The sequence below is a fragment of the Eubacterium limosum genome, assembly GCF_000807675.2.
GTDB lineage: Bacteria > Bacillota > Clostridia > Eubacteriales > Eubacteriaceae > Eubacterium > Eubacterium limosum.
Map to the genome: position 1 here is coordinate 709,635 of NZ_CP019962.1, position 25,190 is coordinate 734,824.

The following is a 25,190-nucleotide window of genomic DNA, read 5'->3' on the forward strand; positions in this document are numbered from 1 at the left end:
TTTATTTCACCCTCCCTTTGACAAACGGGCTGCCCGGCGCTTCTTTCATAATCTTTTCAGGCGGTACCGACCATTCTCTCGACAGTATTTCAAGAATCCGCGGTGTGCAGAAGCTTCCCTGACACCTTCCCATGGTGGTGCGGAGCCGTTTTTTAAGCCCGTTCATGTTTTTGGGCGGCAGCGGCTCACGGAGCACCCGGAGGATATCCCCCTCTGTAATCCCCTCGCAGCGGCAGACCAGATTGCCGTAACGGTGGTCCTGTTCATACCATTTTTTCTGTATGCTTTCAGTCTGTTTTAAAAAGGGTTTGGGGAGATGCAGCACCGGACAGTAATCTGGATTGGGAGCAGTGCTCAGCCCGTCTTCGATGAGCAGGTCGAGAATCATCTGACAGAGATACGGGGCGGCAGTCATTCCCGGGTTTTTAATGCCGAGAGCGCTGACCATCCGGGGGACTGAACGACGGATGACAAAGTCCTTTTCTTCCTTGACAACGTTTTTGATATTTGCGCGCACACCGGCAAAGGAGGTGATGACCTTTCCCATATCCAGCTCAGGCAGTATCTTTTTTGCTGTTTTTTCAATGTGATGAATTCCCCAGTCAGTGGTTTCGACATTTTTATAGTCCGGTACATCCTGCGAGGTAGGGCCAGCGATGATATTTCCCTCGATGGAGGGCGCAAGCAGACAGCCCTTTTCATCGGTCTCCTGAGCCTGGTAGAGTACATGGCGGATGCCGTTTTTTCCCTGACGGTCAAAGACTAAAAACTGTCCGCAGCGCGGCTTAATGATTAAATCCTGAGGTCTTACGCCGCTTTCGACAGCCATGGCCATTCCCCCCGCGGTGTTGACCACATAACGGGCGTTCAATGAGCGCTGGCCTGTTACCACCTCAAAGTGGTTTTCGTGCTCAATAATTTCCTGTACTTCTTCATCAAATGCAAAGTGAACCCCGTTTTTTTCAGCCGACTGAGCCGTTCTCAGCAGAAGGGAAAAAAGCTCAATAATCCCTGTGGTCCTGGCATAAAGGGACATGGTTACCCGGTCAGAAAGCCCCGGCTCCAGCGCGCGGCTTTCACTGCCAGACAGAATCGCCATATCAGGCACATTATTTTTCAAGCCCTTTTTGTATTTTTCACGGATCATCTCTTCCCCTTCTCTGTGAAAGGCGACGAAAAGTGATCCTGGATAGGCGATTTCGACGCCGAGCTCTTTGCAGATCTGGGGATACATGGCATTTCCACGCACACAGGATATTCCCTTCAGGCTGCCACCTCTGGGATGAAAGCCAGCGGCCAAAACAGCGCTGTTAGCTTTGGAGGCCCCTTCTCCCAGATCGGCGCCCTTTTCAAGGACAAGCGTATCCAGGTTGAAACGGCTTAAAAGCCGGGCGGTGGTAACCCCGAGGATACCACCGCCGATAATAATTACATCCAGCATTATTTTTTCTTTTTAACGAACACGACAACAACGATCGCAATGATAACCACTGCGGCGACACCTAAAAGAATGTAAAGGGTGGTATTATTTGAGGCTGGCTTTTCAGCAGCTGTGTTTTCAGCGGTTGTTTTTTCCTCGCTGGCCGCTGTAGGGGCTGTACCGGCAGTTTTGAAGCTCAGTGTCTTTTCTTCTCCCAGGGCTGCGCCGCTTTTTGCTGTTAAGGTTCCGGCTATTTTAACCTGATATTCCGTTCCAGGTTCAAGAGGGCTTGAAGGCGTGATGGTTATAAAGTTTCTGAGATCAGGCTCAACCTGGTCATCTGCCATGGTTACTTCAGCCGCAACAGGTGCACCGTTCTTATAAAGTACAATGGCTGCCATATTCCCGTCTTTGACTTCAGCGTTGACAACATTTTTGCTGAATTCGAGTTTGATGGGGTCACTGACAGAAGCTGAGGTCTCACCATCTGCCGGGGTAGAGGAGACAACCGTCAGGGGTTCATCGCTTCCGCCCCCGTTTCCCCCGCCGCTGCCATTACCGCCGCCACCACCGCCGCCATTGCCACCGGCAGCGAGCGCGGTATTTCCAAAGCTGAGGGCCAACAGCAGCGCAACGAGAATACTTGCCAATTTAAATTTTCTTTTCATTTTCTACAAATCCTCCATTTTTGATTATGAGTTTGATATTATCGCAATTCAGCGTCTTTGTAAAGGTCTAACAACCAAAAGATTGTTTTTTTAAAAATACCAGGCTAATAAAAAAACACTCCTGAAACAGAAGTGCTTTTAATGTCAGTGATTTGAATGGTTTTCATTCCAGAGACGGTCAGCGTTGACTTTCCATGCTTTTGCGGCATCAAGGCACTTGTCGGAAAGTACCTTGACATCCTCAGGGTGGGTGAGGTCAGTGGAGTGGGCGCCGGACAGCTCGACCATACTGGTCAGTCGGCCAGGGTTATCAAGCAGCGGGCAGGGGCGCAGATGATTCTGGTTGAAAGGCTGATTTTTATGGTACTGCATGAACAGCGGCCGTTTGTAAGCCTCCAGAAGGGTTTGCTCGTGGATGTTGGAATCGGAGTAGTGGATAAAGGCGCAGGGCTCAATGTCGCCGCCGGCATTGATGTGCAGGTAGTTACGGCCTCCTGCGATACATCCCTTGACGTACTCGCCGTCATTCCAGAAATCCAGGGTAAACAGAGGCTTGGTACTCCGGAATCTGCGGATCTGATGATACATGTACTCACGCTGGTCCGCGGTGGCCATGAGCTCGGGCACTGCGTCCACGCCCACGGGCATGTAGGTAAAGAACCAGCCAAATTTACAGCCCTTTTCGATCATGGTGTCAAAATACGCCTCACTGCCGATGACATCGGTATTCTGTCGGTGATAGCAGGTGGAAAAGCCAAAGGGCAGTTTTTTGGCTTTTAAAATATCCATAGCCTTTACGACTGCGGCATAAGTTCCCTCACCGCGCCGCATGTCTGTCTCTTCCTCAAACCCCTCGACGCTGATGGCCGGGATAAAGTTCTGAACCCGAAGCATCTCATCGGCAAAGGCCTCGTCGATGAGGGTGGCGTTGGTAAAGGACAGAAAGGCACAGTCATCGTGCTTTTCACACAGCCGGATAATGTCCTTTTTGCGCACAAGGGGCTCTCCGCCGGAATAGATGTACATATAAGTCCCGAGGGCTTTCCCCTGCTCGATAATACTGTCCAGTGTATCGAAATCCATGGACATTTTATCCCCGTACTCCGCGGCCCAGCAGCCTGTACAGTGCAGATTGCAGGCAGAGGTGGGGTCCATGAGAATGGCCCACGGGATATTGCAGTCATATTTTTCCTTATTCATGTTCTGACGTTTACAGGCGATAATGACACTGTTGACGATAAAATTGTTAAAAAGACGTTTTCGGACACCGGGGTCAATGTCTGTCCATAAGCTTTTTACCAGCCGGTTCCAGTTATTGTTTTTATCGGCCAGGGCCTCCTTGACAACCTTCATCTGCCCGGCGATGGTCTGGTCCTTATCAAATTTTTCGACCCACTCGATCACTCTCGGGATATTTTTATCCGGATCTGCGTCCAGATACTTAATGACCTGTTTCATTCCAAAGGATTTGATGTTTTCACTTAAACTCATACTTGATGCCATTTTACAGCCTCCATTTTGTAAATCCTGACTACTTTTGATGCCCGGTTTTCTGTTTTTACTATAGCATCAGGAGAGTTGCATGTAATTAGACAATGTTCGGCTTTGTAAAAAATTCAGACAGATTCTGGAATTTGTCCAATAAAAAAGCGGCCAGAAGGCCGCTGAAAAAATCTTACTAATTGGTCGGTATTTCCCCTACTCCGTTTAAAATAAACTGCGGGCGGTATGGGAATTCCTTAACGGTTTCCGGTGTAGAGACGCCGGAGAGCACCAGGATGGTGTGCATACCGGATTCAATGCCGGAGATAATGTCCGTATCCATGCGGTCACCGACAATGGCGGCATCCTCAGAATGAACGCCGAGCATGCGGATACCAGTGCGAACCATGAGCGGATTCGGTTTTCCGACAAAATAAGCGGATTTTCCGGTTGCCAGCTCGATGGGAGCGGTAAATGCGCGGCAGGCTGGTACCAGGCCGCCTTCAGCAGGGCCGGTGAGGTCCGGGTTTGTCCCGATGAGTTTAGCGCCCTTTAAGACAAAACGAACAGCCTTCAGGATGGTATCATAGTTGTAGTTATAGCTTTCTCCCACAACAACATAATCCGGGTTCATATCATTCATGGTAATGCCAGCGCTGTATAAGGCGTTAATGAGGCCGGGTTCACCGATGACATAGGCAGAGCAGCCCGGGGACTGTGTGCTCAGAAATTTAGCGGTGGCCAGGGCGCTGGTATAGAAATGGCTCTCATCAATATCAAGGCCAAGGCGGGAGAGCTTTTCCCTTAATTCAAGAGGCGATCGCTCGCTGGAGTTTGTGAGGAAGAGAAAGTTTTTATCCTCCCGGTACAGCCAGTCCACAAACTCGGGCACGCCAGGAAGAAGGCGGTTACCATGATAGATAACGCCGTCCATATCACAGATAAAACCTTTGATGCTGTCAAGGGTTTCTTTTAATGCTTCATTCATCGATATTACCTCCAAAATTGAAAATCGATCCTATATAACTTTATTATATACGCTGTTACTTAAATTTGTAAAGATAAAAACCGTTAATTATATCCTTAAAAAAAGGTTAATTCCCAAAAAATCATAAAACTATCACACTACGTGTAAATAATTATGATATAATAAAATCCATTAGGAACATCCAATGGATTTGAGGAGATTTAAATGGAGAAAAAGAAACTTGCCATCGGCATTGTGGCGGTTGCGGTGCTCAGTCTTGTGCTGGCGCTGTTAACTACCGGTATCAGTACAAAGGTTAAAACAAGTTCAGAGGCTGCAAAAGATGAAAAGCTGATTCTTGGAGCGTGGGCAGATGATTCTGGCGTCGATATTGAATTTGCGGATAACAATGTATTTAAAATGTTTGGCGACGATGTCGCGACCTATACAATGGACACAAAGGAAAAAAACGTGGACATGAAGTATGCTCAGGCCTACGGCGGACAGACCACCCGTATGTCCTATGTCATCGACGGGGATACCCTGACCCTGACAGACAGGGACACAGGCGATGTCCATGTTTATAAAAAGACCCAGTAGCACAGGCAGCACTTCCGCCATTTTTGGCGGAAGTGCTGTTTTTTTATTTTACGAAAACTAACCGGAGTCAAAAAATAGCCTTTATGAGCACAAAAAGTGCATTTAACCGGTGACATCAGAGTGATATAATAAATAAGTAAAAGTTTAGTATCAGCTTGGGGGAATTGCCATGGGGTGTAAAAATTTTAAAGACATAAACAAAGAAACCGTTAAGGACTATTTAAAGGAGTGTACGGATTATTTTGCGCCGGATGCGCGGCTGAGCGTGTACGAAATCGGCGAAAGCGAGGAAGACGGCGACGGCTTCATCAATTTTCTGTACCGTGTCTGGGACGAAAACGGAAAATCCGTGATCGTCAAGCAGGCCAAAACCTATTATAAAGCCTTTGAGGAAGGCGTGGGCCCCTTTGTACAGGACCGCAACGCGCTGGAGGCAGATGTCATGCGCATCAAGGGCGCCATTACACCCGAATATATTCCAGAGGTCTATCAGGTAGACTTGGATAACCATATTTACCTCTGTGAGGATTGCAGCGACCTGAAAATCCTGCGGTTTGAACTCATGAAAGGGAAAAAATTTCCGGATTTCCCGAAAAAAATTGGGGAATTTATCGCCAAGTCCAACTTTTACACTTCTGAATATTATTTAGACCCAACGGTCTATAAAGAGCTTCAGGCAAAATTCCTGAACCCGAATATGCGTCTGGTTTTTGAGATTGGCCTGTTCCTAAAAGATGAGCACGCCATCGATGACCGTGACCCTCATGATGACCCGAATGCTGATCCCGAACGGCTGGCCATGGGCGATGCTCCATGGAAAAGCACGGCTTTCCGCACCGAGATGCTCAAGCTGCGCGACATTCACATGAAACACTGCGAATGCCTGGTACACGGCGATCTGCACACCTCCAACATCATGATAAACGATGAAAAAATGAAAATCATTGACCAGGAATACGCCTTTATGGGGGCTTCATCCTCCGATACTGGCTATCTCATGGGCAGTGTGCTCTATGAATACATTCGCTGGTTTTATATGGACGATTACCCTGAGGATTTCTGTAAGGATTTCAGGGAAACTATTCTCAGCTATATGCGGGACATTATCCATACCTACAATGCGGTTTATACCGAGTGCTGGAAAAAGGACGCAAAGGTTACCTACCGTGACTTTGACGACTTCCGCGAGTCCATCCTCAGGAATTTTATTCAGGAGGTCTGCGGTTTTACCGGCTGCCAGATCACGAGCCGCGTAGGCGGTCTTGTTCCTCTCCCCGACTTTGATACCATCGAGGACCGGGATAAACGCAACGAGGCCTGCCGCCTGTCACTCACCATTGCCAACTACTTGATCATGCACCGTATGGAAATCGAAAGCATCGACGACATGGTGGACACCATTGTGCGGATAACAGAAAACTTTTTTAAACTGATAAAGATTATTGATTAATTATAAAACCCCCCATATGAAAAGCATATGGGGGGTTTATATAAGGAGAAACCAATGAAAAAAATTGATTGTCTCGGCGATATGTGCCCGGTTCCGGTCATGAAGCTTCAGCGTGAAACGAAAAAGATGAAGCCCGGCGAGAGCGTTCTTCTCATCACAGACCACAGCTGTACGGTAAAAAGTGTCCGGGAGTTCTGTGCGGGCATGCAGATGGCGTGCGTTTGTGATGAGGTTATGAACGGGGTTTGGGAGATCACAGTCAGCAGATAGTGTCGGCCAGAATCTTTTCAATATAGCAGATCAGCTTCAGGAGGGTGCGGTCCCGGTACTCCGAAGCTTTTTTCTTAATAATGTAGTAGTCGTTCTGTAAGGTCAGCCCTTCAACGCTGATGATTTTGAGCTGTTTATGGTACAGCTCTTTTTTTATGCACATATATGGGAGAAAGGCCATGCCGTAGCCGTTGATGGTGGAAAGCTTAATGGACTCAATGGAATCCTGTTTAAAAAGGATCATCAAGCTTTCGATGTCCACCCCTTCATCCGTAAGGCGTTTTTCGAGGTGCTGTTCTGTTTTCTGGTCAGTGGTCAGGGTGAGCAGCGGATAGCGGCTGAGGTCTTCTTTTAGGATATGATCTTCAATTTCCATATCGCTTCCGGCCACGAGAAAGACATCGTCTGAAAAAAACTTTTGCCCTGTCAGTGAAGGATCCGACGGCGGACCTGTGATAAAACCAATGTCGCCCTGGTCGCAGTTGATCTGCTGCTCAATCCTGTGGCTGGCCATGGAGGAAATCTCCAGCGAGTAAGTCGGAAAATTCTTCTTAATATAATAAAGTGTGCAGGGCAGGGCATAAGAAGCGATGATGGGTGTGGACAGAATATGGAGTACACGGTTGCTCTCTTCATTCTCCTGAAGCTCTCTGATCATACTGTCATAGGTAGAGGTCAGGTGTACTGCGTATTCGTAGACGGTTTTTCCGCTGCAGGTCAGCGTTACGCCCTTGTTGCTGCGCTCAATGAGGCTGGTGTTAAAAAGCTGTTCCATGGTTTTGATCTGCTGGCTTAAGGCCGACTGCGAGATAAAGGTCTGTTCTGCGGTTTTGGTGATGCTTCCGTTATCTGCGATTTTGATAAACATTCTTAAAGACTCGATATTCATCCTCTCGCCTCCTTTGTGATTGATTACAGTATATCACAGAACAGGAATAAGGTGCTGAAATTCTACCATCAGTTTTTCTTATGCTGAATCTTTTTTCGATGTTATTCAAATTACTGATGAGATGCTATAATGGAATCATCAAAAGTTGATAGTTTTTTAACAAAGGAGGGGAAAGGATTTGGAAGAAGAAAAGATTCAGCGGTCTACCAGGACACGCGCGCCAAGAAAGCCAAAAAAGAACCAGATACCCATCGCCATTGTGGTAACGATTTTAGTCGTGGCCGCAGGTGTGTATCTTGGACTGGGAAGCGAGAAGCTGCCGGTATACTGGATTATCGGGCTCTGCTTTGGTTTTATCCTTCAGCGGGCGCGATTCTGTTTTACCGCGTCGGTGCGTGACCCAAGCCTTACCGGGAGCACCTCACTGACCCGGGCGGTACTCATTGCATTCGCGGTAACGACCATTGGCTTTACAGCCATCAAGTATGGCGCGGTTCTGAACGGCCAGGAAATACCGGGCATGAGTTCTGTAGCGCCTATCAGTCTGCCTTTGGCATTGGGGGCCGTATTCTTTGGGATCGGCATGGTCATCGCGGGGGGCTGCGCCTCCGGAACGCTGATGCGTGTCGGCGAAGGGTTTACCATGCAGATGCTGGCTTTGGTGTTCTTTGTGGTCGGTTCCTTCTGGGGCGCTCACGACATGGGATTCTGGGACGGTGTCTTTAACACCAATGCGCCCAAGATCTTTTTACCGGATGTGTTTGGATGGTTCGGCGCTTTAGTCGTCCAGGGATTAATTATTCTTCTGCTGTATATTGCCGCAAGGCAGTGGCAGAAAAAGAAAATGGGAACAGCGGATTAATTGGAATTCAAAAAATGAGATTATAAGAAAAAGGAGAAATTAAAATGAGTGAATATACGTTAGATTGTTTAGGTGAAGCCTGTCCAGTGCCATTGATGAAAACAGAAAAGGAACTGGCAAAACTGAATGTGGGAGACCTGCTGATTGTCGCCATTGATCACAGCTGCGCGATGAAAAATGTGCCGGAATGGGCGCGCGCTCAGGGCCATAACGTCGAAATCGAAGAAGTGGACGACGGCGAATGGGAAGTTGTGATTGAAAAAACCAAATAACCCAATATGAGGGGGAGGTTGTTATTGTGAAAGAATTTTTTCAAAAGCTCAGTAAGAATGATTTTTATAAAAAATTGATGAAAGAGCCTTTGACCTATGTGGCCGGCGCGGTGCTGCTGTCTGTTTTTCAGATCGCGCACCTGGCGTCCCTCGGCAGTGCCTGGGGCGTTACCAGTGCATTTGCGGACTGGGGCGCCTGGATTTACCAGGGCCTCGGCGGGGATGTGAGCTCCTGGGCTTATTTTGCCGGTGAAAAGGCGCAGCATACCCTGGCCGCAGGCTTCCTGCACGACGGTGGTTCCATCCGAAATATTGGGATTATCGTCGGTGCTTTACTGGCCACGCTCTACGCATCACAGTTTAAAATTAAGAAAATCAAGTCCATTCGCCAGGTAGTGGCCGCTGTCTTAGGCGGTCTCCTCATGGGCTATGGCGCCAGAATGGCTCACGGCTGTAATATCGGAGCGCTGTACAGTGGAATTGCTTCACTGTCCCTTTCTGGTTGGATTTTCGCAGCTTTCTTAATGGTCGGTGCTTTTATCGGCAGCAAGCTGCTGGCAAAGTATTTTATGTAATCTGCAATCAATTAGGAGTATGGAATGAATAAGAAAACAGAGAAATATGATGTTGTAATAATCGGCGGCGGCGCCGCTGGCCTGACAGCTGGGATCTACTGCGGGCGTGCCCGTCTCAAAACCCTGCTGATCGAAAAGGCGCTGGTGGGCGGTCTCGCCACCTATACCAGTGAAATTGAAAATTATCCCGGCTTTCCAGCAGGCTCAAGCGGCCTGGGGCTTATGGATTTATTCCATGAACAGGCCAAAAAATTCGGCGTCAAGTTTAAGCTGACCGATGTGCGCTCCGTGGATTTCTCGGGTGAAACCAAGGTGGTTGAAACCTTCAGAAACCGCTTTGAAGCCAAGGTCGTCATTGTGGCCACCGGTGGAAAGCCCCGCCTGACCGGCGCCGAAAACGAGGATAAATATCTGTATGACAAGGGTATTTCCTTCTGCGCGACCTGTGACGCGGCCGCCAACACCGGAAAGACCGTGATGGTCATCGGCAGCGGAGACGCCGCCATCGAGGAAGGCACCTTCCTGACCAAGTTTGCGGACAAGGTCATTGTTTCCGTCATGCACGAGGAAGGCAAAATGGACTGTAACGAGATCGCCAAGGCCCAGGCTCTGGAAAATCCAAAGATGGAATTTATCTGGAATACCGTTGCCGAACGCTTTGAGGGCGACGAACACCTGGATACCGTTGTGCTGAAAAATATTAAAACCGAAGAATCCATCCCTGTCAAGGTGGATACCTGTTTCCTCTTTATCGGCTATCTCCCCAATACTGAATGGTTTAAGGATATCCTGGATATGAACCGTGGCGGTTACCTCATTACCAACGAACGTATGGAAACCAATGTGCCGGGTGTCCTTGCCGCAGGCGATGTCCGTGATAAATTCTTAAAACAGGTTGCCACAGCTGTAGGCGACGGCGCCATTGCTGGCTATGGTGCAGAAAAATACATCTCAGAGCTGGAAGTCTACGAAAGCCAGGTGCTCAACAATGGCGAACCCTCCGTCGTCTATGTATGGAACGCGGTAGACCCCAAATGCCGTGAGCTTATGACCACCGTAGAAGCCTTCCAGGAAAAACACGCAGGCGATCTCCACGTCACCAATGTGGATATCTACAAATCCGACGGCATTGCCAGACGTTTGGGCATCTCCGAAGTGCCGGCGGTTCTCTACATCAAGGACAACGAAGTCCAGAAAACCCTGACCCAAAATATCTCCATGGAAGGGCTTGAAGGACTGGTAGATTAGACCGTAATCCATTATCAAGATTAAACCAACTCGTTAATACACCCAACTTAAAACCACTTAGATAAAGAAGCCCCGCTTTTTCAGCGGGGCTTCTGATAATTTAAAAGTTTTTAATACCCCTGTGCTTCCCCGCCCTTGAGCATGGAGACAGCAGAGCTGGTACCGATACGTTCACAGCCGAGTTCCAGGAAGTCGACCAGATCTTCTTTGGTTTTTACGCCGCCTGCGGCTTTCATCTTAACGTTTGGACCAATGTGTTCCTTAAACAGGCGGATATCTTCTCTGGTGGCGCCAGCGGTGCCGAAGCCGGTAGAGGTTTTGATAAAATCTGCGCCAGCGGCAGTGACCAGCTCGCAGATTTTGATTTTTTCTTCCTCGGTCAGGAAACAGGTTTCAACGATCACTTTCAGGATATTATCCCCCACTGCTTTTTTGATCTCTGCGATTTCATTCTGAACAAAATCGTATTTGCCGTCTTTTAAAGCGCCGATGTTGATGACCATATCGATCTCGGCTGCGCCTTCCTTTACGGCTTCTTTTGCTTCAAAAACCTTGGTGGCAGTGGTATTGTAGCCAAGAGGGAAGCCGATAACCGTGCAGATGGTCAGCTTATCGCCGTAGGCTTCTTTAACAGGTTTTACAAAGGAGGGCGGGATACAGACAGACGCGGTCTTGTTTTCAATGGCGTCATTGCAGATTTTTGCGATCTGTTCCCAGGTAGAAAAGGGTTTTAATAAGGTATGGTCAATGTGGCTTAAAATTTCCTGATTGTTCATTTTGTCAGTTCCTCTATCTTTCTTTAGACATGGTGCCTTTTAGTTCTTCATATAATTCAACATAGGTATCGAAAACCTTCTGGTAATCGTCGTATACATCCGGGTTCGGGGTAACCGTGTAGGCTTCCTTAACCATCCCCTTGGTGGCCTGTTCGAAGTCTGGATAGGCCTTTGCGCCGACAGCGGCGACGATGGTACAGCCCAGTGCGCCAGCACTCGGGTCAACGGTAACAATGATGGGTTTGCCGGTGGCGTCTGCGATGATCTGCATCCAGGTGGCGTCCTTGGTGACGCCGCCGCAGCCAACGACCATATCGACCGGGCAGCCCTGTTTTTCAAAATTGTCGATGATGTTTTTTGTGCCCAGGGCAACGGATTCAAGTAAAGCGCGGTAAATGTGTGCTTTGGTGTGGCTTAAGGTAAGGCCGTAGATGACGCCCTTTGCGTTTGGATCTTTGTACGGTGTACGGTTACCCTGGAAGAAATCCAGAGCCACTAAGCCGTCAGAACCGGGCGCGATTTTCTCGACCTGTTCATTCATGTAAGCATAGGGGTTTTCCATTTTGTTCAGGTCAAATTCGCGCATGAACCATTTGACAATGGAGCCGGCAGAAATCTGGCCGCCTTCCAGAAGCCACGCGTTTGGCACAACGGGTTCATTGTAAGGGCCCCAGATGCCTTCCAGCTTCAGCTTTTCATCGGCGTTGGCAAATGCGAGCTGCACAAAACTGGTGCCCATGATCATGGCCATTTTACCCGGTCTTGCAACGCCAAGGCCAAGCATACCGATGTGGGCGTCGATGCCCCCCTGCACAACCATCATATCTGGGTTCAAGTCATATTTTTCTGCGAAAGCGGGATCAATTCTCCCAAGCTCTTCGCCGAGACGTCTGACATCTGTGACAAGCTTTTCTTCGTAATCGTCCAGGCCGATCTTCTTGAAGAACGCGCTGTTCCAGCCGCCCTCGCAGGATACATAGTTCCATTTGCAGGCTGCCTGACAGATGGAGGTGGCAAAGGTGCCGCACAGCTGATAGTTCATCCAGTCCAGCTGTTCGATGATTTTGTAGCTGTCCTTGTAAATTTCAGGTTTATTGTTTTTGATCCAGAGTGTTTTTGGGATCATCCACTCAACGGAGTCTTCCCCGCCGCAGTATTCCAGAACCGGATCGGCAGTGGCGTTGATTTTTTCCATTTCCTTAACCGCTCGGGTATCCATCCACATGATGGCATCCATCATCGGATTCCCCTGTTCGTCGACGGCTAAAACAGTGGATGAGGTTGAGCAGACGCTGATGGATTTAATGCTGTAGCGGATCCCCATTGATAAGCTTTTTGTAACATTTTCAACCGCTTTGTTAAAACAGCTCCACCAGTCCGCAGGCTTTTGTTCTGCCCAGCCAGGCTGTGGATAATAGGTTTCATAAACCTGCTCGTCACTGGCGACGATATTCCCGCTGATATCTGCAACAACGACACGCACACTCTGTGTTCCGGTGTCAACTCCCATAAAATATTGAGCTTCGTACATAATGATTCTCCTCTTAAATTCCCTATAGATTTATTTTAAAAACAGATTGTATTAAACCGTATCAAAATCCCCGTCATAACCGTCGGGATAGAACATAACTTTATTGTAGAAGTAGCCTCCCTTGGCAATTTCACCGAGCACAGCGGGCGCATCGTCCAGCGGCAGGCGGTGGCTGATGATATCCTTGGCGGTCATGCCTTTTTCATCAAAGCCTTTTAAGGATTCTGTCCAGTCTTCACCGGGGTATGGTTTGGTGAAGGAGTTCCATGAACCGACAACGCTCAGCTGGCTTCTCATGATGGTATCCACTTCTTTTTCGCTTAAATCCAGGCCCTTGTGAGAAATACCCAGGAAAACGACACGGCCCATTTTGCTGGCCATTAGGATACACTGCTTCTGCGCGATCGGAGCGCCGGAAAAGTCAATGACGATGTTTGCCCCCTTACCATCCGTTGCCTTGTGAACCGCTTCGACAGCATCCTCCTTGGTGGAGTTGATCACCACGTCTGCGCCCACCTTTTTGGCGATTTCCAGCTTTTCATCCCAGACGTCCACTGCGACAACCTTAGAAGCGCCGTATAATTTGGCATACTGTGCTGCAAATAAACCGATCGGGCCTGTTCCAACAACACAGACACTGTCGCCTTCTTTAAAGTTACCGCGCATCAGGCCGTGGTATGCGTTTGCGCATGGGTCGAGGGTTGCGGCGTCTTCAAAAGATACCTTGTCCGGAACCTTTAAAAGGTTGGATTCCTTAACAGATACGTATTCGGCCAGCGCGCCGTCACGTCTTGAACCATAGTAGTCATAATCTTCGCATAAGGAGTAAATTCCCTTCTGGCACCATTCGCATTCACCGCATGGAATAAGCGGCGGAACCACAACGCGGTCACCCGGTTTGAAATTCTTAACTTCTGAACCAACGGCTTCGATTTCACCAGAAAACTCATGGCCGATGGTGATTGGAGAAACATGTGCCCCATAAACCAACGCTCTCGGAATATCGGATCCGCAGAGGCCGACTGCCTTTACCTTAACCATGGCTTCATCGGGCATCATCTCTGGTTTTGGCACATCTTCAACTCTTAAATCTCCGGGTTTATACATACGTACTGCTTTCATCATAATCCTCCTTAAATGAAAAGTCTGTTTGGATTATTTACGGTTTATTATTTACTAAAGTAAATTATTAACCGTAAATTTTGAACTTATTCTAGCATGATTTTTTGAGGTTGTCAACAAAAAGCGTAAAAAATTTTCTGTTAATTAATTTTTTGCGTTTTTAAGTGTTTTACAAAAGCAAAATTATAAAGTATAATCAATCTTATAAAAATAAAAAAAAGATAAATATAGAATGGAGGTAAAGGGTACCTTGAAATCTCTTTTATCAGATATCAGAATAAAATACAATACTTTTTCAAAGGCACAGAAGCGTTTAGCGGATTATATCCTGTGTGAGCCGGAGAAGGTGACTTTGCTGTCAATTACAGAACTGGCCGGGAAGGGCGACACCAGCGAGACAACGGTCATGCGGCTGCTTAAAAAGCTGGAATACGATTCCTACCAGGTTTTTCGTATTAACCTGGCAAAGGAATTGACTGAAAAACCGGGAGAAACCCTTAATGAAGAGCTGAGTGAGGAAGATGGCCTGGCGACCATTAAGAAAAAGGTCATCAAGCATAATGTAACAGCCATCAATGACCTGGAGCAGACCCTGAGTGAAGACACCATTGCCGAGTTTCTTGAGTTTCTCGCAGCGTCAAAGCGGGTTCTCTTTTTTGGCGTGGGCGCGTCCGCGTCCATTTCTCAGGATGCGCTGCACAAATTCGGCAATATCGGCATCAATGTGTGCAGCCATCCCGACCCGCACCAGATGAATATTATCTGCGCGCATTCGACGCCGGATGATCTTTTCATAGCGGTTTCTCACACTGGGGAGAGCCAGGAGGTGTTAAATGCGGTGTCCATTGCCCGGAAAAACGGCAGTAAAATTATCAGCCTGACCAGCTATGCCAATTCGAGCCTGGCCAAAATGTCAGATCTTTACCTGCTGAGTTCAACCAATGATAAAAAATACCATTCTGAGGCCATGGCGTCGCGTATTGTGCAGCTGACCATCATTGATATTCTTTATATTGCCACCTTTATGCAGAATGAGGATGTTTATTTTGAAGAGATGAACAAGTCCCGTATTGCTGTAGCGCTTAATAAGACCTGAGAAATAAATAAGAGCAGCTGGGTGGCTGCTCTTAAAAGACAGGAGATAAGTTTGATCAATATTGTCAGGGAGGGTTTAGCGGTATTTATCCTGGAAGGATACCACTTGGTCAAAGGCGCCGGTAGACAGGGATTTGTAAACCTGCTGCCAGGTACGGAAGGCGTCCTCGTAGCGTTTTACATTTTCCGGATTTGGCTCATAGCGTCTGCGGATTTTTACCATGTGTTTTTCGGCTTCCTCAAAGTCCTTATAGATGCCTACGCCGACAGCGGCGACCATGGCACAGCCGAGGGCCGTAGCTTCTTCCACGGCGACAACTTCGCAGGAGCGGTTGAAGATATCGGCCTGCATCTGGCACCAGAGCTCTGAGCGGAAGATACCGCCGGTCAGTCGGACCATGTCAAAGTCCGGAGCGCCGCCGGAGACCATGGCGTCCAGCATATCGCGGATATCATAGTTTACCCCTTCCATGGTGGCGCGGATAAAGTCTTCCTTGGTGTGTCCGACGGTCATACCGATATAGGTGCCTCGGGCGTTGGGGTTCTGGTTTGGTGTAACCGCACCGGCAAAGTAAGGCAGGAAGAACAGGCCGTTTGCCCCAGGGTTCGATTTGGTGGCCACAGAGGTCAGGAAGTCATAGACGCTGATGTCGAGGGATTCCGCGGCGAGCTGTTCAACGTCGCAGAACTGTTCTTTAAACCATTTGAAGGCAGAGCCGGATGCGTTGGCAACCCCTTCCATAACCCATGCGCCGTCGGGTGTGCCTAAAACGTAGCATCTTCTGGATGGGTCGCGCAGCAGGTTAAAAGACTTGCCGGCCACAATACCGGCAGTGCCGCCGCAGGCATAGCCGACGCCTTCACGCACACAGCCACAGCCCAGGCAGCCGGACTGTTGGTCGCCGGTACCCATGACAATGGGAGTGCCCTCTGCCAGGCCGGTTCTCGCGGAAACCTCAGCGGTTACCTTGCCGATGATGGTGCCTGGCTGCCGCAGCGGCGCCATTTTATTGATATCAATACCAAGCGCTGCGCAGATCTGCGGGTCATACTGGAAGTCTGGACCGTTGAGCTGTACCCACGGCGTATCGTTGATGTCATCGTAATAGTCGTCAGCGCCGTAAGCCTTGGTGACAAGGCCCATCATGGTGTGGATGGTGGCGGCCTTTTCATAGGCTTCCGGCATGTTTTTCAGAATCCACTGGAGGTTGCTCTGCGGGTTAACGCCGCCCAGCGGCATGCCGCAGCGGTCGTACAGCTCATCGGCAGATAAGCCGGCGGCCACAAGCTTGCGCTCAACCTCGGGGATCATTTCCGCGCTTCGCATATCCTGCCAGATAATGATGGGCATGGTAAAGCCGCCGTTTTCGTCGCGCAGAGCCACGGTACAGCGGAACACGTCTGTACTGATGGCCGCGATTTCTTCAGGGTCAACGCCGCTGTTGTCAATGGCAAGGCGGGTGGTGCGGTATAAATGCTTGATGAGCTCGTCGCCGTCACATTCCTGGCGTCCGGGAGCCGGATAAGTCAGCGGATTCATGATCTGACCTGAGCCGATTTCATTGCCGTCAAAGTCAAACACAACCGTTCTCGCACTGGTTGTTCCTAAGTCAATCCCTACTACATACTTTTTTTCTTTCATGATTTTACCCCTTATTTTAAATTAATTTAAATTTTCCCTACAGATTGTGTTTAATACTAGCAAGTTTTTTTGTCGATGTTTTTGGTGGCAATAATATTGACCCCAGTGCCGCAGACATCCGGTACAATAATATCCCCAATTTTCACAGGTGCGGTTACAACGATTTTTCGGATCGCCTCCATGCAGTCAAATATTTTATCCTTTGGTATGTCGGATTCTGTCTTGACCGACACCATCTGGATATCCCCTTCATTGACTTTGACAATGGAGGTAACGATCCGGGTGGGTTGTGTAACCTCTTTACGCGCATACTTTTCGCCGCGGCTGCAGGTGTGTCCGGTGATGTCGGTGATTTCCCCCTGATCCATGGTGACAGTGACAGCACAGCCGAGAGGGCATCCAATACAGGTGATATGTTTTTCCATAAGCTCAGGCCTCCTCGATTTTAATCAGAATCTGTTTTAAGTCCGGTTCAGCCTGGAGATCCTGTCGGGCGAGTTCGATTTGTTCCATTTCCCCTGGAGTGACAATCCGCTTTTTGCGGTGCTTGACGCACTTATCGTCAAAGTAAACAGAGACCGAGCTGTTTTCATAAACACCGCTGACGCGGAAGCGGACCTTGAGGGTTTCGCCCATACGGTTCAGGTCAATGGTTTTGGGAACCGTATAGCTGACGCCCTCCCCTGTGACCAGCTCGATGACGGGCCCGGGTTCAGGTTTTTGCTGTTTCAGGACATACTTCGCCGCGCATTTTCCTGCGCAGGCAGCTTCTTCTGAAACATAGTCGACCAGGTCGTGGACATGGAGGACGTTGCCGCAGGCAAAAACGCCTTCCACGTTGGTCTCAAAGCTTTCACCCACGATTGGGCCGTTTGTTTTCCGGTCAAGGCCGACATCCATTTTACTGGAAAGCTCATTTTCAGGGATGAGGCCCACAGACAGCAGGAGCGTATCACAGCTGTATTCCTCCTCGGTTCCGGGGACAGGCTTCATGTTTTCATCCACCTGGGCGATGGTGACGCTTTCCACCCGTTCCTGCCCTTTGATGTTTACAACCGTGTGGCTCAGCTTAAGCGGAATGCCGTAGTCGTCCAGGCACTGGACGATGTTGCGCTTAAGACCGCCGGAGTAGGGCATAATCTCAGCGACGACCTTTACCTTTGCCCCTTCCAGGGTCAGGCGTCTGGCCATGATGAGGCCGATATCTCCAGAGCCGAGAATAACGATCTCGCGGCCGGGCATAAAACCCTCAATGTTGACAAAACGCTGGGCAGTGCCGGCGCTGTAAATGCCCGCGGGCCGGCAGCCGGGAATGTTGAGGGCGCCCCGGGGGCGTTCCCGGCAGCCCATGGCCAGTACGATGGCCTTTGCCTTAAGCCTGACCAGACCATCGGTGCTGTTCATGATGGTGAGGACCTTGTCTCCCTCAATGTCCACCACCATGGTGTTCAGCTTGTATTCGATACCCAGATCAACCACCTCGTCGATGAAGCGCTGGGCGTATTCCGGCCCGGTCAGCTCCTCCTTGAAGGTGTGCAGGCCAAAACCGTTGTGAATACACTGGTTTAAAATGCCGCCGAGCCGCCGGTCTCTCTCCACGATCAAAATATCATTGACGCCCGCTCGTTTGGCGGAAATGGCGGCGGCAAGTCCTGCCGGCCCTCCGCCGATGATGACTATTTCATAAGACTTCATAATCAACCTCTCATTCCTGTCCGATTTCTTTGTCACAGCCGATCAGAAGCTGCGATGCACCGCCTTTTTTGGTGATGTCTGTCATTTTAATGCCCAGCTCTCTGGAAAGGATTTCCATGGTGCGCGGTGTACAGAAGCCTGCCTGGCAGCGTCCCATGCCGGCCCGGGTTCTGCGCTTGACAGAATCCATGGACTTTGCGCCGATGGGACGGTTGATGGCGTCCATGATTTCGCCCTCGGTGACCATCTCGCAGCGGCACACAATATTGCCGTATTCGGGTTTTTCCTTGATGAGCGCTATTTTTTCTTCGTCGGACAGGCTGTCGAATTTCAGGACACCCTTGCGTCTGGCGATGAAGTTCGGTTTCTTTTTAAGCTGCATCTTCTCCGCGATGATTCCAGAGAGCATCACGCCAATGGCTGGTGAGCTGGTGAGGCCCGGTGACTCGATACCAGCGGCGTCAAAAAAGTTTTCAGCGTCGGCCACTTCCTCAACGATGAACTCGTGGTGGTCCTCATGTGCGCGCAGGCCCACAAAGGAGGTGATAATTTTATTCAGCGGCAGAGGGTTTTTATGAAGAAAATCCGGTGAAGCGGCGATTTCCTTCAGTGAGTCCAGCACCTCCTGGGTGGTCTGGAAGGATTCCTTGTCGTCCACGTCGTCGGCGGTCGGTCCTACGAAAAAGTTGCCGTGGATGGTCTGGGAAGCGGCGATGCCCTTACCCATCTTGCCGGGAAGCGGTACCACCGTCGCGTTGAAGATGGTTCCCAGTGATTTGTCAAAGAAAATATACTCGCCCTTTCTGGGGGTGATGTGGATTTTCTTTTCACTGACCATGTTGTGAAATTTATCGGCGTAGACGCCGGCAGCGTTGGCGATGGCTTTTGTCTGGATATCGCCGCGGCTGGTTTTGATGGTGTAGAAGCCGTCCGTTTTGATAATGTCATAGGCTTCGGTTTCAAATTTGAACTCTACGCCGTTGACGTTTGCGTTTTCGCCCATGGCGATGGCGAGATTAAAAGGACAGATCACGCCGCCGGTGGGCGCATAGAGCGCGGCGACGGTCCGCTCTGTGAGGTTGGGCTCAAGCCTGAGCACCTCATCTCTGGGGACGATGCGGCAGCCCGGGACACCGTTTTTCTCAGCGTGCTCCAGCTGTTCCTGGAGCTTTGGCAGGTCTTCCTCATGGGTGCAGACAATGAATTTTCCATTTTTCTTTACCGGGAAATCCAGTTCCTCAGAAAGCTCCCACATTAATCGATTACCTTCAACGCATAACTTTGCCATCAGGGAGCCTGGGTCAGCCTCAAGGCCGGTGTGGATAACACCGGTGTTGGCCTTTGAGGTTCCCGAAGCCACGTCATCCCCTTTTTCGATGACGCATGCGTTTATTTCATATTTTGATATTTCGCGTGCTATGCAGCAGCCGGTAACACCGGCGCCGATGATCACAAGATCATACATTTTTTTCACCTGGCCTAGCTTTCTTTTAAAAGTCCGATGGCTGAGCTGGTGCCGATACGCTCACAGCCTGCGTCTAAGAACATTTCCAGGTCTTCTACGGTTTTCACGCCGCCGGAAGCTTTCATTTTTACAGAGGGCCCGATATGCGCTTTAAAAAGGTTGATGTCCTCAATGGTAGCGCCGCCTGTTCCAAAGCCAGTGGAGGTTTTGATATAGTCTGCGCCAGCGTTTGTGACCAGCTCGCAGACCTTGGCTTTTTCTTCTTCGGTCAGGTAACAGGTTTCAACAATGACTTTTAAAACGCGGTCGCCGGCGGCTTTTTTCAGCTCAGCAATTTCATTTTGAACATAGTCGTAGTCCTTATCCTTTAAAGCGCCGATATTGATGACCATATCCACCTCGGAAGCGCCGCCTAAGATGGCTTCTCTGACTTCAAAGGCTTTGACGGCAGTGGTGTTATAGCCCAGCGGGAAGCCAATAACGGTGCAGACATTCAGGGCATCGCCGTAGGTCTCTTTCGCCCGTTTTACAAAGGAAGGGGGGATGCAGACAGAAGCGGTTTTATATTCCACCGCGTCGTCGCAGAGTGCTTTAATCTGGTCCCAGGTTGAGAATGCTTTTAAAAGTGTGTGGTCAATGTGGCCTAGAATTTCTTGTTTGTTCATTTTTTTATACTCCTTCATTCAGTCTTGTCGGTTTTATTTCAGCCGCTCAATGAGTTCGTCGAGCGGCATGCCATCCTTTGGAATAAACGTACGCCAGTACGCGCAGGTCTCTTTTAATTTATTTTTGATTTCTCTTGGATGCTCAGCGTTGGATGCGAAAATTTCAAAGCTCAGATAGATAGCCTCAGCCTTTGGCGGCATGGCCGGGTCTTCTGTTTCATAGGATTTCGCGATGGCTCTTAAAAGCCGGGCGCCGTCGATGATGCCTGCGGCGTTGTTGTCCTTTGTAAAGGCCGCGTGGGAGGACGTAACGCCATTGGTCTGCTGCATATGCATAATGGGGGAATAGCAGGCCAGCGCCTCAAGCCAGGCGTAAGGGTCAGAATCTGCCGGATCAAAGGAGAAAAGGTGAGGATAGCGCGCCATGTCGGCCTCAATGGCGTCCAGAACACCCTCGCCGGTATTTTTATCCCCGATGGCCTTCTCCCAGATCGCGTAGGTGGTATCGCCGCCCAGCCAGGGCTCTGTGAAGGCACGGCCCTCTATTGCGGCTTCAATGCTTTTACGGACAGCGTCCCGTGAGGGCGTGAGGAAGCGTACCTGTCCGACCATGTGGCCCAGATCCACCGTGGTGTAGATGGGATGATGGTCAATACTGTAGATATCTCTCAGAAAGTTCTTTGTGCCCTTGATGGTCCAGGGGGTCTGGTGCGGCGCGTACATGGCCTCAACGCACACTGGAATATTGCCGTTGTCTTCTGCGATTTTGCCGATTTCAGATAGCAGCTCCGAAACTTTGCGGGTTTCTTTTTTGTAGAGCTCCGGGTCCTGGAGCACCTTGTCGGGATAAGCGTGAAGCGAAAAGCCAATGCCGGAGCCGCGCGCGCCCAGCCTTTCAATGGCGGGCTTTACCCAGCCCTCCAGCATATGGCGTGCCATTTTGGGATTTGGATGGGCTAAACCGGCAGTCCGGTAGGTCTGGTAGCCTGTAAAAAAGTTGGCGATACGGATGTCCTGCGCGGCCTCCACTGCCTTTACACGCTCAAACCATTCATCAAGGTACCAATCCGGTGAATAGAAAAAGTCAGCCTCGTTGTCAAAGCTTGCCTCGACATAGTCAAACCCAAGCTGTTTGATGAGCGGCCCCCAGGTTTCGGGCTCCACCCAGCGCTTGATAGCAAAGCAGTTATCCAGTACCAGGTATATTTTTGGGTAGTTCATAGATGATCTCCTGTTTTTAGTTTATGGGTGAACAACAACTTTCATGATGTTTTCATCCCGGATTGCGGTGAAGCCGTCCATGATATTTTCCAGCTTAATGGAACGCTCGATATATTTTTGGGCATCCAGCTTCCCAGCTGCCATGAGCTGCATAATTTCACGCATACAGTCTGGTGTGGTGGCGTGCACGCCGCAGACCTGAAGCTCCTTGTAATGGATCAGGTTCGAGTCGATATGGCCCTTGCTCTCACCCGGAAGCCCCCCAAACAGGGAGATGCGCCCCATCTTTGCGGCAATGACCTGAGCCTCGGTGTGGACAGAAGGCACAGAGGTCGCTGTGATGACCACATTGGCGCCTCGGCCCTCAGTAATTTTTTCAACCTCTGCCACTGTGTCCTGTGTGAAGGGATTGACCCAGATTACGCCCGGTACCTTTTCCATGGCGATTTTTCCGCGTTTTTCGACAGGTTCCACAATAATGACCTTTGCGGCCCCTTTCTGGAAAGCAAGCTCGGCATGTATACAGCCGATCATGCCGCTGCCGTAAACGACCACGAAATCGCCGGGCTCAATGTGCATGTAGCGCTGGCCGTTTAAGGCGCAGGCTGCTGGCTCGATCAGGGTGGCGTCATCATACTCAATGCTGTCCGGCAGCTTGATGACATTGTTCATTTTAATGGCCTGGGCCGGAACCTCCAGATAAGGCGCGAAAACGCCCTCATACTGGAAGCCGATGGTGGTCAGGTGGTCACACATATTGGTATGGCCGGTTTTGCAGGGCCAGCACTCGCCGCAGCCGATGGCCGGAGCGACGGTGACACGGTCCCCTGCCTGATAGCCGTGCTCCCTGGCAAGTTTGCCGGCATGGACAATATCCCCGGCACACTCGTGGCCCAGGACACGCGGCACGTCAATTTTGTCATTTCCCTTTAAGAAAGTGCGCATGTCTGTGCCGCAGATCGAAGCGGATTTTACCTTGATGATGATGTTATCGTCATTTCCCTGGGGCTCGGGAACCTCCCGAACCTCGAGCTCTCTGTTTTCATTAAGTACAAATGCCTGCATCGCTTTTTTCCTTTCGATTATTCCTGTCCCCAGGGGTAGAACATGACCTTGTTGTAGAAGAAGCCGCCTTCCTTGATTTTATCAAAGATACCCGGGCAGTCATCCAGCGGCAGGCGGTGGCTGATGATATCCCTGGCGGTCATTCCGCGTTCGCCGAACATTTTTAAGGATTCCGTCCAGTCCTCACCGGGATAAGGCTTCGTGAAGGAGTTCCATGAACCTATAACGCTCAGCTGGCTGCGCATGATGGTGTCCACTTCCTTTTCGCTTAAGTCTAAGCCTTTATGAGAAATTCCGAGGAAGACAACCCGGCCCATTTTAGAGGCCATGAGAATACACTGCTTCTGAGCGGCCGGCACGCCGGAGAAGTCAATGACCAGATTTGCGCCTTTTCCATCGGTCGCTTTTTTAACCGCTTCCACAGGATCTTCGTTTAAGGAATTGATGGTCACATCTGCGCCGACTTTTTTGGCGATATCCAGCTTTTCATCCCAGACGTCAACCGCAATGACCTGAGACGCGCCGCAGAGTTTTGCGTATTGTGCGGCGAATAAGCCGATGGGGCCGGTACCGCAGACACAGACGCTGTCGCCTGCTTTAAAGCTGCCGCGCATGAGGCCGTGATAAGCGTTTGCACACGGGTCAAGAGTCGCGGCGTCCTCATAGGATACACCCTCCGGAACCTTTAAAAGATTGGATTCCTTGACAGATACATATTCGGCAAGGGCGCCGTCGCGTCTGGAGCCATAGTAATCATAATCCTCGCATAAAGAGTAAATTCCCTTCTGGCACCATTCACATTTTCCGCATGGAATGAGCGGCGGAACTACAACCCGGTCCCCGGGCTTAAAGTTTTTCACATTTTTTCCAACAGCTTCGATTTCACCGGAAAATTCATGCCCGATGGTAATCGGTGAAACATGAGCGCCATAGACCAGTGCTCTCGGAATATCTGAACCGCAAAGACCAACAGCGCGAACCTTCACCATCGCTTCGTCGTCCATCATTTCCGGTTTTGGAACATCCTCAACCCTCAAGTCCCCAGGCTTATACATTCTTACTGCTTTCATTTTTAATCTTTGCCTCCTCTGATTAATTGTTTCAACACAAAAATGGTATTAAATTTACGTTTTATATCTACTGTTCGTAAATTATAAACGAATTATAACATCATTTTTTGACGATGTCAATATTAGTATCGTAAATTATTAACGAAAAAGTGTTTTACTTTCAGAGAGTTATGAAGTATAATTAATTCAAAAAGAGGAAAAAGGGAGAAATCTTATGGCTTCTTTATTAAGTGATATACGAACAAAATACAATCTGCTCTCTAAAACGCAGAAGACCATTGCAGACTACATACTGGATAATCCGGATGCTACCATTCTTTTGTCCATTACAGAGCTGGCCAATCATTGCAGCACCAGTGAGACAACCGTTATGCGGTTTCTTAAAAAGCTGGATTATGATTCCTATCAGATTTTTCGGGTTAATCTCGCAAAAGAGCTGATCGACAGCCCCAGTGAGACCATCAATGAGGAAATTGCGGAGGGTGACAGTACCACTGATATCAAGCGCAAGGTGATTAAGCATACGAATACCGCAGTCAGCGATCTGGAGTATTCCATTGACCAAAAGGATATTGACCAATGTGCGGAGATGATTCTCAATGCAAGGCGCGTGACATTTTTTGGAATCGGGGCCTCTTCGGCCGTCGCCATTGATGCGCTGCATAAGTTTGGGAAAATCGGGTTAAATGTTAACGGCTTTCAGGATTCACACCTGATGAACATTCACTGCTCACATATGACCTCAGAGGACGTTCTGTTTGTGGTTTCTCATACAGGTGAAAGTGTGGAGGTGTTGAATGCCGTCAGCCTTGCCAAGGAAAACGGCGCAAAGATCATATCGCTGACCAGCTTCAGCAATTCCAGCCTTGCGAAAAAATCCGATGTGTTTTTATCCAGCTCCACAAATGATAAAAAATACCACTCCGAAGCCATGGCGTCCAGAATCGTCCAGCTGGTGATTGTGGATATCTTGTACCTGTCCGTCTTTATGCAGAACGAGGCTAAGTTCTACAAAGCCCTCAACCAGTCGCGGATTGCGGTATCCTTAAACAAAACATGAAAAAAGTTCCAGCCATAATCTGGCTGGAACTTTTTGTTTTGGGATAAACACTTCCCGCTACCTCCATTATACCTCACAAA

25 protein-coding genes are annotated in these 25,190 nt (G+C 49.4%); 9 read left to right on the forward strand and 16 right to left on the reverse strand.

All coding sequences use genetic code 11. The features are described from left to right. Position 1: 1 nt before the first annotated feature. From B2M23_RS03265 to B2M23_RS03280, 4 genes are all read right to left on the reverse strand, one after another. Positions 2 to 1,441 (reverse strand): NAD(P)/FAD-dependent oxidoreductase, encoded by a 1,440-nt coding sequence (locus B2M23_RS03265; RefSeq protein ID WP_038353326.1) that lies wholly within the window; start codon positions 1,439 to 1,441, stop codon positions 2 to 4. After that, positions 1,441 to 2,088, reverse strand: a complete 648-nt coding sequence (locus B2M23_RS03270) for an Ig-like domain-containing domain (RefSeq protein WP_052237377.1) — start codon at positions 2,086 to 2,088, stop codon at positions 1,441 to 1,443. The genes B2M23_RS03265 and B2M23_RS03270 overlap by 1 nt, the downstream gene beginning before the upstream one ends. A 144-nt stretch (positions 2,089 to 2,232) precedes the next feature. Continuing rightward, on the reverse strand, positions 2,233 to 3,591 hold the full coding sequence (locus B2M23_RS03275) for a radical SAM/SPASM domain-containing protein (protein ID WP_181396946.1): 1,359 nt from the start codon (positions 3,589 to 3,591) through the stop codon (positions 2,233 to 2,235). 175 nt (positions 3,592 to 3,766) lie between these two features. After that, entirely contained in the window at positions 3,767 to 4,558 is a 792-nt protein-coding gene (locus B2M23_RS03280; RefSeq protein WP_038353329.1) for an HAD-IIA family hydrolase, read from the reverse strand. Between the two features lie 204 nt (positions 4,559 to 4,762). On the opposite strand from B2M23_RS03280, the gene B2M23_RS03285 reads away from it, so the two are divergent. From B2M23_RS03285 to B2M23_RS03295, 3 genes are all read left to right on the forward strand, one after another. Further along, positions 4,763 to 5,137 (forward strand): hypothetical protein, encoded by a 375-nt coding sequence (locus tag B2M23_RS03285; protein ID WP_038353330.1) that lies wholly within the window; start codon positions 4,763 to 4,765, stop codon positions 5,135 to 5,137. Positions 5,138 to 5,306: 169 nt separating this feature from the next. Further along, positions 5,307 to 6,587: an S-methyl-5-thioribose kinase gene (locus B2M23_RS03290; protein WP_038353331.1), complete on the forward strand. Its 1,281-nt coding sequence runs from the start codon at positions 5,307 to 5,309 to the stop codon at positions 6,585 to 6,587. Positions 6,588 to 6,641: 54 nt separating this feature from the next. After that, positions 6,642 to 6,857 carry a sulfurtransferase TusA family protein gene (locus tag B2M23_RS03295; protein ID WP_038353332.1) on the forward strand — a complete coding sequence of 72 codons (216 nt, stop codon included), beginning with the start codon at positions 6,642 to 6,644 and terminating at the stop codon, positions 6,855 to 6,857. On the opposite strand, the gene B2M23_RS03300 is transcribed toward B2M23_RS03295, so the two are convergent. Beyond that, positions 6,847 to 7,746 (reverse strand): LysR family transcriptional regulator, encoded by a 900-nt coding sequence (locus B2M23_RS03300; protein ID WP_038353333.1) that lies wholly within the window; start codon positions 7,744 to 7,746, stop codon positions 6,847 to 6,849. The two genes, B2M23_RS03295 and B2M23_RS03300, sit on opposite strands and share 11 nt — an antisense overlap. A gap of 178 nt (positions 7,747 to 7,924) precedes the next feature. Here B2M23_RS03300 and B2M23_RS03305 point away from each other — a divergent pair, with 178 nt between their 5' ends. The 4 genes from B2M23_RS03305 to B2M23_RS03320 are packed head-to-tail and all read left to right on the forward strand — an operon-like array spanning position 7,925 to position 10,703. After that, complete coding sequence (locus B2M23_RS03305) at positions 7,925 to 8,608, forward strand: YeeE/YedE thiosulfate transporter family protein (protein WP_038353334.1); 684 nt, start codon at positions 7,925 to 7,927, stop codon at positions 8,606 to 8,608. Between the two features lie 44 nt (positions 8,609 to 8,652). After that, positions 8,653 to 8,880, forward strand: coding sequence for a sulfurtransferase TusA family protein (locus B2M23_RS03310; RefSeq protein WP_038353335.1), 228 nt, complete (start codon positions 8,653 to 8,655; stop codon positions 8,878 to 8,880). A gap of 26 nt (positions 8,881 to 8,906) precedes the next feature. After that, complete coding sequence (locus tag B2M23_RS03315; RefSeq protein ID WP_038353336.1) at positions 8,907 to 9,455, forward strand: YeeE/YedE thiosulfate transporter family protein; 549 nt, start codon at positions 8,907 to 8,909, stop codon at positions 9,453 to 9,455. Positions 9,456 to 9,479: 24 nt separating this feature from the next. Continuing rightward, the gene (locus tag B2M23_RS03320; protein ID WP_038353337.1) at positions 9,480 to 10,703 is read left to right on the forward strand and encodes an FAD-dependent oxidoreductase; all 1,224 of its coding nucleotides are present in this window, start codon (positions 9,480 to 9,482) and stop codon (positions 10,701 to 10,703) included. A gap of 110 nt (positions 10,704 to 10,813) precedes the next feature. Here B2M23_RS03320 and deoC (B2M23_RS03325) read toward each other — a convergent pair whose 3' ends face one another. From deoC (B2M23_RS03325) to B2M23_RS03335, 3 genes are read right to left on the reverse strand one after another with little or no spacing between them, the layout of a single operon-like run. Continuing rightward, positions 10,814 to 11,479, reverse strand: coding sequence for a deoxyribose-phosphate aldolase (gene deoC / locus B2M23_RS03325; RefSeq protein WP_038353338.1), 666 nt, complete (start codon positions 11,477 to 11,479; stop codon positions 10,814 to 10,816). A 13-nt stretch (positions 11,480 to 11,492) separates the two neighbouring features. Beyond that, a complete protein-coding gene (locus tag B2M23_RS03330; RefSeq protein ID WP_038353339.1) occupies positions 11,493 to 13,010 on the reverse strand; it encodes an FGGY-family carbohydrate kinase in 1,518 nt (505 codons plus the stop codon). A gap of 51 nt (positions 13,011 to 13,061) precedes the next feature. Further along, positions 13,062 to 14,135 carry a galactitol-1-phosphate 5-dehydrogenase gene (locus B2M23_RS03335; protein WP_341455935.1) on the reverse strand — a complete coding sequence of 358 codons (1,074 nt, stop codon included), beginning with the start codon at positions 14,133 to 14,135 and terminating at the stop codon, positions 13,062 to 13,064. A 247-nt stretch (positions 14,136 to 14,382) separates the two neighbouring features. On the opposite strand from B2M23_RS03335, the gene B2M23_RS03340 reads away from it, so the two are divergent. Further along, positions 14,383 to 15,228: a MurR/RpiR family transcriptional regulator gene (locus tag B2M23_RS03340; RefSeq protein ID WP_110060309.1), complete on the forward strand. Its 846-nt coding sequence runs from the start codon at positions 14,383 to 14,385 to the stop codon at positions 15,226 to 15,228. Positions 15,229 to 15,303: 75 nt separating this feature from the next. On the opposite strand, the gene B2M23_RS03345 is transcribed toward B2M23_RS03340, so the two are convergent. Genes B2M23_RS03345 through B2M23_RS03380 form a run of 8 tightly spaced genes read right to left on the reverse strand, consistent with a single transcriptional unit; the run spans position 15,304 to position 24,050 of the window. After that, positions 15,304 to 16,869, reverse strand: coding sequence for an FGGY-family carbohydrate kinase (locus B2M23_RS03345; RefSeq protein WP_038353341.1), 1,566 nt, complete (start codon positions 16,867 to 16,869; stop codon positions 15,304 to 15,306). Between the two features lie 56 nt (positions 16,870 to 16,925). Further along, complete coding sequence (locus B2M23_RS03350) at positions 16,926 to 17,294, reverse strand: DUF1667 domain-containing protein (RefSeq protein WP_038353342.1); 369 nt, start codon at positions 17,292 to 17,294, stop codon at positions 16,926 to 16,928. Between the two features lie 4 nt (positions 17,295 to 17,298). Beyond that, entirely contained in the window at positions 17,299 to 18,564 is a 1,266-nt protein-coding gene (locus B2M23_RS03355; protein WP_038353343.1) for an NAD(P)/FAD-dependent oxidoreductase, read from the reverse strand. Positions 18,565 to 18,574: 10 nt separating this feature from the next. Continuing rightward, positions 18,575 to 20,029 carry an NAD(P)/FAD-dependent oxidoreductase gene (locus B2M23_RS03360; protein WP_038353344.1) on the reverse strand — a complete coding sequence of 485 codons (1,455 nt, stop codon included), beginning with the start codon at positions 20,027 to 20,029 and terminating at the stop codon, positions 18,575 to 18,577. A 14-nt stretch (positions 20,030 to 20,043) separates the two neighbouring features. Further along, entirely contained in the window at positions 20,044 to 20,694 is a 651-nt protein-coding gene (deoC, locus tag B2M23_RS03365; protein WP_038353345.1) for a deoxyribose-phosphate aldolase, read from the reverse strand. Between the two features lie 33 nt (positions 20,695 to 20,727). Further along, positions 20,728 to 21,915 carry a TIM barrel protein gene (locus B2M23_RS03370; RefSeq protein ID WP_038353346.1) on the reverse strand — a complete coding sequence of 396 codons (1,188 nt, stop codon included), beginning with the start codon at positions 21,913 to 21,915 and terminating at the stop codon, positions 20,728 to 20,730. 21 nt (positions 21,916 to 21,936) lie between these two features. Beyond that, complete coding sequence (locus B2M23_RS03375; RefSeq protein WP_038353347.1) at positions 21,937 to 22,980, reverse strand: alcohol dehydrogenase catalytic domain-containing protein; 1,044 nt, start codon at positions 22,978 to 22,980, stop codon at positions 21,937 to 21,939. Positions 22,981 to 22,997: 17 nt separating this feature from the next. After that, positions 22,998 to 24,050 carry a galactitol-1-phosphate 5-dehydrogenase gene (locus B2M23_RS03380; protein ID WP_038353348.1) on the reverse strand — a complete coding sequence of 351 codons (1,053 nt, stop codon included), beginning with the start codon at positions 24,048 to 24,050 and terminating at the stop codon, positions 22,998 to 23,000. A 214-nt stretch (positions 24,051 to 24,264) separates the two neighbouring features. Here B2M23_RS03380 and B2M23_RS03385 point away from each other — a divergent pair, with 214 nt between their 5' ends. Next, entirely contained in the window at positions 24,265 to 25,110 is an 846-nt protein-coding gene (locus B2M23_RS03385) for a MurR/RpiR family transcriptional regulator (RefSeq protein WP_038353349.1), read from the forward strand. The last annotated feature ends 80 nt before the right edge of the window (positions 25,111 to 25,190 follow it).